The 6879-nt window shown below is 39.5% G+C and carries 5 protein-coding genes and 1 pseudogene; 3 read left to right on the top strand and 3 right to left on the bottom strand.

Annotated features, from left to right (window positions below; genetic code table 11):
• Positions 1 to 86: 86 nt before the first annotated feature.
• The 3 genes and pseudogenes from V7K27_RS24575 to V7K27_RS24565 all read right to left on the bottom strand — a co-directional run.
• A pseudogene (locus V7K27_RS24575) lies at positions 87 to 464 on the bottom strand (reverse transcriptase N-terminal domain-containing protein); the annotation flags it as partial.
• A 117-nt stretch (positions 465 to 581) separates the two neighbouring features.
• The gene (locus tag V7K27_RS24570; protein WP_334949171.1) at positions 582 to 761 is read right to left on the bottom strand and encodes a hypothetical protein; all 180 of its coding nucleotides are present in this window, start codon (positions 759 to 761) and stop codon (positions 582 to 584) included.
• Between the two features lie 232 nt (positions 762 to 993).
• On the bottom strand, positions 994 to 1554 hold the full coding sequence (locus tag V7K27_RS24565; RefSeq protein ID WP_334950759.1) for a phycobiliprotein lyase: 561 nt from the start codon (positions 1552 to 1554) through the stop codon (positions 994 to 996).
• A 488-nt stretch (positions 1555 to 2042) separates the two neighbouring features.
• Here V7K27_RS24565 and V7K27_RS24560 point away from each other — a divergent pair, with 488 nt between their 5' ends.
• The 3 genes from V7K27_RS24560 to V7K27_RS24550 all read left to right on the top strand — a co-directional run bounded on the left by V7K27_RS24560 (position 2043) and on the right by V7K27_RS24550 (position 6800).
• Positions 2043 to 3227, top strand: a complete 1185-nt coding sequence (locus V7K27_RS24560; RefSeq protein ID WP_334950758.1) for an esterase-like activity of phytase family protein — start codon at positions 2043 to 2045, stop codon at positions 3225 to 3227.
• 352 nt (positions 3228 to 3579) lie between these two features.
• The gene (locus V7K27_RS24555) at positions 3580 to 5178 is read left to right on the top strand and encodes a serine/threonine protein kinase (protein WP_334950756.1); all 1599 of its coding nucleotides are present in this window, start codon (positions 3580 to 3582) and stop codon (positions 5176 to 5178) included.
• Between the two features lie 95 nt (positions 5179 to 5273).
• Positions 5274 to 6800, top strand: a complete 1527-nt coding sequence (locus tag V7K27_RS24550) for a serine/threonine protein kinase (protein WP_334950755.1) — start codon at positions 5274 to 5276, stop codon at positions 6798 to 6800.
• Positions 6801 to 6879 lie beyond the last annotated feature (79 nt).

The raw sequence follows: 6879 nt of genomic DNA, 5'->3' as shown, positions 1-6879 counted from the left end.
TACCCAATCGCGGCGCATTTAGTGGAGAATAACCATAGAGAAGAGAATATCCCTAAACTTCATTGAATCGAAGTGCAATATGAATACACCGTCGGTATCTTTAACATTCTGGTAGTCCCATCCTTTTTAGGGATAGGGATTTCCCGTAATCCTTGATGCTTCCAGTTTCCACTGTTCCTTTTCAGTAGTTCTTCCAGGTTGAAGCGTTCTTCAAATGAGAGGGATTTTTTACCATCAATACCAGCCGTCTTTTTACCAGCGTTTAGCTGAGATACTTGTCTTATTGCAAGAAATCGAGCCGAGGTGGATTTTAGAATAAGCTTTTGGAGTAACCGTGCTTTCCGCTTGTCTCCAACAAGAACCGCTTTAAATACGCGCTTTTGAAGGCGGAAAAGATTTCGGCGGAATTTCTTCCACGGTAGGGCTTTCCAAGATTCACTAGTATGTTTACTGTGTCTAATCATTTTCTCTTCTGGAGTTTGTATTTTCTGAACACCTCAGACCAGTTACGGTCTGTCCTACCCGACTTGTGAGAGTTCCGCTTCTCGTCTAGCCTACTTGGGGTTCGACTGCCCCAAGACTCACAAATCGTTTTTATTCGTTCCCTCGGAGAGATTGATTGTTCCATTAGGTGTAGCCGATTCAACCACTAGATTCCCTGGACTCTTGCCGTTATCTTGACCGAAAATTCGGCGGGAATGAACTCCAGTGCGGTCAGGGATTTTGCGTTGCGCCCTGCTACAGAGTAAGTCGCTTTTCAAGGCTCTGTTTCATCATAGGAACTCCCTATTAGCGCCAGTGTCAACCCGCAACGGTCGTCTGATTGCGCCCTGTTCCCAGCTTCACTCTACAAGAACCGAGCTTGTTCGGTGTGGGCAGATAAGGAGTCAATTCTGAGTCTGAATGGCAAGACTTACACTTGCATCTGACCGAGAGTTCAACCCTTAATGACAGTAATCTGCTGTCGGGTTGGCTTAGTTATGTACGGACTGGCTACCGTGATTCACTAAGCAACGAATCGCACCTCTTTTCTAAATATTGACCAATCATCAACTGCTCACCAGCACGGGAAATAATGGTTTGCCTGGTGCGGTATTTACTGCCAATTAGCTTTAACTCTTCCTCAAACACTGAACCACTGTACTCAGTTCGCAAAAACAGTGTTTTCGGGTTGGAGAAATAATACTGGGCGGTGACTGGTTTGGATATGGCAAAACCGCGATCGCGGTACAATATGTTTCCCACAACCCCAAATAACGTTGAACCTTGCGACTCTTTCCTTGCCTTGGGCACGTCCGTACTTTCCCATGTAACTGCTGCACCACAGATCAAACTACCTGTATCAGATAAATCATGCATTTGAGCTAGCTTTTGCAATTGATCGCAGCCCTGCTCTAGAAAATTGATCGTAACTATACTCTCCATCTCCTTGGTTTCTCCCTCTGGGAGGGTGTAGTAGCGTCGTTGCGATCGCCACTTCCCCATTGATTCCTGGAAAAATTCCCAAATCTGGGATTCGTCAGCAGTTTGTGCAATTTTTAGCAATGATGTCACTCGTAACTTTCCTCACCTAACGTCATCTGGTAGCTGTAGTACATATCGCCCTTTTCTTTGCTGTATATGCGATGTCTACGACGGGCTACGCCTACGCTTGATCGAAATCTTATAGCCTCAAAAAAAGCAATATATGTTTACTATTCTTAATATATTAGATCAAGCGTAAAAATTACTAGGCATTAGTAAATTTGGCTATTAGGACTTACGCATAAGAGATCCCCCAACCCCCTTAAAAAGGGGGCTTTTTAGATCCCCCCAATTTATCGGGGGGTTAGGGGGGAGTGCGCTTCGCGCACGCTACGCGAACGAGGTTTCAGGTTTTGAGCGCGTAAGTCCTAGCTATGTAAGCCTAAGTACAGTTAGGGACTGACAACAAATAAATTATCCAATCTTGTAGGGTGGGCATCTTGCCTGCCTTTGGCTTAAGTTGACACTAATGATAGTTGTGCGTCCCTACCGCCTTTTGATTTAACAAAAAAAATTCTATGCAACTAATTAAAAAAATCTTCGTATTCCCGCAAATTATTTACTTCTTTATCCCGATTATAATTCTCATTTTCTTATTCACAAACTTACTTTCAAATGCTGTTGAAGTTAGTAGCATAGAATTTATCGGGGAAGCCACTTTACCGAAGGGTTTAATCTTTAAAAAAACTGAAGTTGGAGGTTTATCTGGAATTACTTATGATGCAAAAAACAACCTTTATTATGTTATTTCTGATGACCGTGGACAAAAAGCTCCCGCCCGTTTCTACACCCTGAAAATCGACTTAAGCAAAGGTTTACTACAAAAAGGTGGAGTTATTCCCGTCAGTGTTACTACATTATTAAATGAAAATGCTCAAATATTTCGCCCTGGTGAAACTGATACAGAAGCTATTGCCTTAACCAATCAAGCGACTGTGTTTATTTCTTCTGAAGGCGATGCTGGAAAATTAATTAATCCTTTTATTAAAGAGTTCTCCCTATCTTCTGGAAGGGAAATTAAAACACTTCCTATACCAAACAAATTTTTGCCGGATAAAACTAGTAAACAAGGTATCCGCAACAATTTGGCTTTTGAAAGCCTCACCATCACACCCGATAAAAAGCATATATTCACAGCTACCGAAAATGCTCTAATTCAAGATGGTGTCGCAGCTAAACCTAACATCGGTAGTCCTTGCCGGATTTTGCAATACAACTTGCTCAACAACCAGCCAGAAAAAGAATTTCTTTATCAAACTGAACCAGTTGCACCATTTTTGAATCTGATTGGCAAATTCGCTAGTGGATTACCTGATTTACTTGCTCTCGATAATCAAGGACACTTCCTGAGTCTAGAACGGTCTTTTACTGGTTTAGGATTTGCTATTTCCCTGTTTCAGGTTTCTTTAGAAGGAGCAGATGATATTCATAAAGTAGATAGCCTTTTAGCAGTTCACTCTAAGAATATTCAACCAGTTAAGAAAAAACTGCTGTTAGATTTGAGAACCCTAGATATACTACTAGACAACATCGAAGGCTTAACTATTGGAGCTAAACTACCCGATGGACAGCAATCACTAATTCTCGTGAGTGATAACAATTTCAACTCCCTGCAACGCACCCAGATACTAGCCTTTAAAATTGAAATTGAAACACCACTAATCAGATTATTACACCGTTTACTCCCGAACTTCAGCCATTAGCTGTACGGAGAAGAAGGCGCGTCACCGAACAGCCCGTCGTAGACATCGCTCCTTTACTGCTATTTACTTATTTGAAGCTTATTCCTGTGTATTTACGGAATCTACTAGGCAACTTTGTCTAGCCTATTTGTAGTTTACGTGTAATTTCTCAACCGTATTCATTAATAAATATGTTATAGAATGTTTAGGAAATTTTGCAGAGAGATTAACTATGATTACAGCACATAATGAATTTTCTTAAATTTATGATATTTTTTAGATTTAAATTTAATAATTAGCTAGACTTATTAAAGTATTTTAGCAGCAATATTTTTTATAAATGATTCTTACGCCACAAACTAAAATTCAGAATATGGTAGGGCAAAAAGCAGAGAGAGACGATTACATTGGACAATTTTTAAATAATCGTTATTTAATCAGAGATTTGATTGGCAAAGGGGGGATGGGTAGAGTTTATTTAGCAGAAGATACTGCTAAAGGTGGTATGCTGATCGCAATTAAAATCTTGTCACTCAGTTTGGTAAACCAGCAAATGTCCCAACGCTTTGCTAGAGAGATTTTTATTGGCGCTCAATTGGGTCGCAAAAGTAAACATATTGTTCGCATTTTAAGTTATGGAGTTACTGAGGATAAAACGCCGTTTTATGTCATGGAATACCTCCAAGGAAAAAATCTTAAACAAATTCTTAAACTTCAGCCTTTAACATTATCGAAGTTTTTGGAGATTTGTAATCAAATTTGTTTAGGCTTACAATGTGCCCACCAAGGTATCAGCCTCAAGGGAGAGATTTTTCCCGTTGTTCACAGGGATATAAAACCAGAGAATATATTCATTAGTGAAGATAGTAAACAAGGAGAAATTATTAAAATCCTAGATTTTGGTATTGCCAAATTTCTAACAGAGCGCAGTGGGATGACCCTGACAGATTCTTTTATTGGTAGTTTACCTTACTGTTCTCCCGAACATATGGAAGGGCGCAAATTGCTAGATGTCCGCTCTGACATTTACAGTTTGGGAGTACTAATGTTTGAGATGCTAACAGGAAAGCATCCATTTCAGACAAAAAGCAACTCCTTTGGTACTTGGTATCAAGCGCATCGCTTTCAAATGCCACCGACAGTTGAGCAAGTGAATCCGCAAGTCAAAATCCCACAGATATTAGAAAAAATGTTGATGAGTTGTTTAGCTAAAGAAGTAAGCGATCGCCCTCAAAATATCAACCAAATATTAGAAGATTTAGAAAAGGTTAGTATTCAGATTAATGAAGTTAGTTATAACAATAACAATGACATTATTAACCTCTTAATTCCCATCCAATTAGTACCTGCAACATTATTATCAGAACAAGAGTGTTTACAAAAAAATTGGCCTAAAAATAAACCAATTGGGCGAATTGGTTTTCCCCATTTACTACATACTTCCCAAAGACCTATACCAACTTTTTGGGCAATGTTGCCCAAACAAGAAATTACAAACTTTTTGGATAAAATACATGGCACTGAGTTTATTAGTCAAATGAATGTATACCCGATGTTATTATGGGTTACAGTCCTATACAATGCCCAGCCTTCTCTGACTAAGTGGCTACCTTATTTTTTGGATTTGAAAGATAATAAAGGGCAGAAAATAGTGCGTAGTTTAGCAGAAGTAGGCTACTATCATCTATTACTTTTTGCCCTAGAAGATCCAAACCGTTGCTCTCATGTAACGACTTTAAGCCTCACGGCTAACCAGCGACAGCAACTTATAGATTGTTTAGATATGAGTCAAAAGTTAAATGAAATAATTTTGCCTAATCAAGCCAAAAATATTCTAAAAACAGAGTATGAAAAACTGAAATTAGATATCTTAGGAAACTTAGCCACAGATCAAAAAACTGAGAAAGAAAGTCTAAAAAAATGGATGGCTAAATTTTTTGAGTTTTTTTTTAACCTTTTATTACGTCGTTGAAAGTCCGCGTTCAAAATCCTTGCCACCATTACCTAATAATATTCTTATGTGTGTATTGCTAACTTTAAATCGTCTCAGCAGTAAAGGTGATCAAAGTGAACCAAAGCCCATTTACATCTCCAAGTAGTACGGGCTTGCTTGCCAATCGTTATCAACTCAACCAATTAATTGGTAGCGGTGGCATGGGTGAAGTTTTTTTAGCAAATGATATTCTGTTAGGAGGTATACCAGTTGCTATCAAGTTTTTGACTCAGACTGTTGTCGATACCAAGATGCAACAAGACTTTGCTCGTGAAGCTTTAATGAGTGCAGCTTTGAGTCAAAAGAGTATACATATAGTGCGGGCGTATGATTATGGTGTGAATGAGAAAGGAAAACCATACTACGTTATGGAATATCTAAGCGGTAAGAGTTTAAAGGAGTTAATTCCGTTACCTCTACCCATGTTTTTGACTCTCTCTCGCCAAATTTGTTTGGGCTTACAGTGCGCTCATCAAGGTATTAACATTGATGGCAAAATTTGTCCGTTAGTTCATAGAGATATCAAGCCTGCCAATATATTAGTTATTCCCGATCCGATATTAGGTCAGTTAGTTAAAATTCTCGATTTTGGTATTGCTAGATTTTTGAATTATACATCAACAGCTAGTACAAGCAGGGGATTTAATGGCACTTTACCCTACTGTTCTCCAGAACAGCTAGATGGGGAAAAATTAGATAGTCGCTCTGATATTTATAGCCTGGGCGTGATGATGTTTGAGATGCTCACAGGCAAAAAACCTTGGGAACCAGAAACTGATTACTTTGGTGCTTGGTATACAGCACATCACTTTGAAGAACCAAAGGCGATCGCAGATGTTAAACCCACTCTTCAACTACCTCAGAAGCTAAATAATCTAATCATGGCTTGTCTTGCTAAAAAAGCAAGCGATCGCCCACAAAATATCGCTGAAATTCTGGAAGTTTTAAACAGTTTAGAACAGTCCAATTATCCCACTTTACCGATAATTTTAGGCTCTAGTCCCATCCTTAGCCGTTCCTTATATTCTGGATTACCAATCACAGTAGAACAAAGCTGTCAGCAACTTTTGTGGCCCGAAAATAAACCAATTCAAGAAATTGTTTTTCCCCAGCTTCTAGACATCGCACAAGCATCTATGACAGCGCTATGGTTGATGTTGCCTAAACAAGAAATCAAAAACTATGCCATCTCTACACGTTACAACCAGTTTATCTTCATGATATCCCCTCACCCAATGCTGTTGTGGGTGACTGTACTCTACAATCGGCAATTGGCTCCTAAGTGGCTACCGTGCTACTTAGATATGCAAAATCCCCAAAATCTTCGGCTGGTAAGCTTCCTGGCTGAAAATGAGCGCTACCCTTTGATTTTCTTTACCCTAGAAGCACCACATTCTTGCACTAACGTTCTCAGCAGTTACATCGAGCCAACTCAACGGCAAATGTTGAAAACCTGGGTGGAACAGAGTCATAGTTTACCACCCGCTTCTCAACTCCAGTTGAGCAAACAGCTATTAAAGCAGCAGTATAAACAAATGCAATCCCGGATATTGCAGCATCTGGAATCAAAGCCCCAGGTTGTATTATCAGGCTCTATTTAACGAAAAATTTCTTCCAAGGAGCGATGCCTACGGCGGTAAACTACCCACGCTGGGGAGATGGGGCAAAAATAATTCCTAA

This window comes from Nostoc sp., assembly GCF_036919575.1.
Lineage (GTDB): Bacteria > Cyanobacteriota > Cyanobacteriia > Cyanobacteriales > Nostocaceae > Nostoc.
The sequence above is the reverse complement of the archived record's forward strand: the minus strand, read 5'-3'. Positions and strand labels throughout refer to the sequence as shown.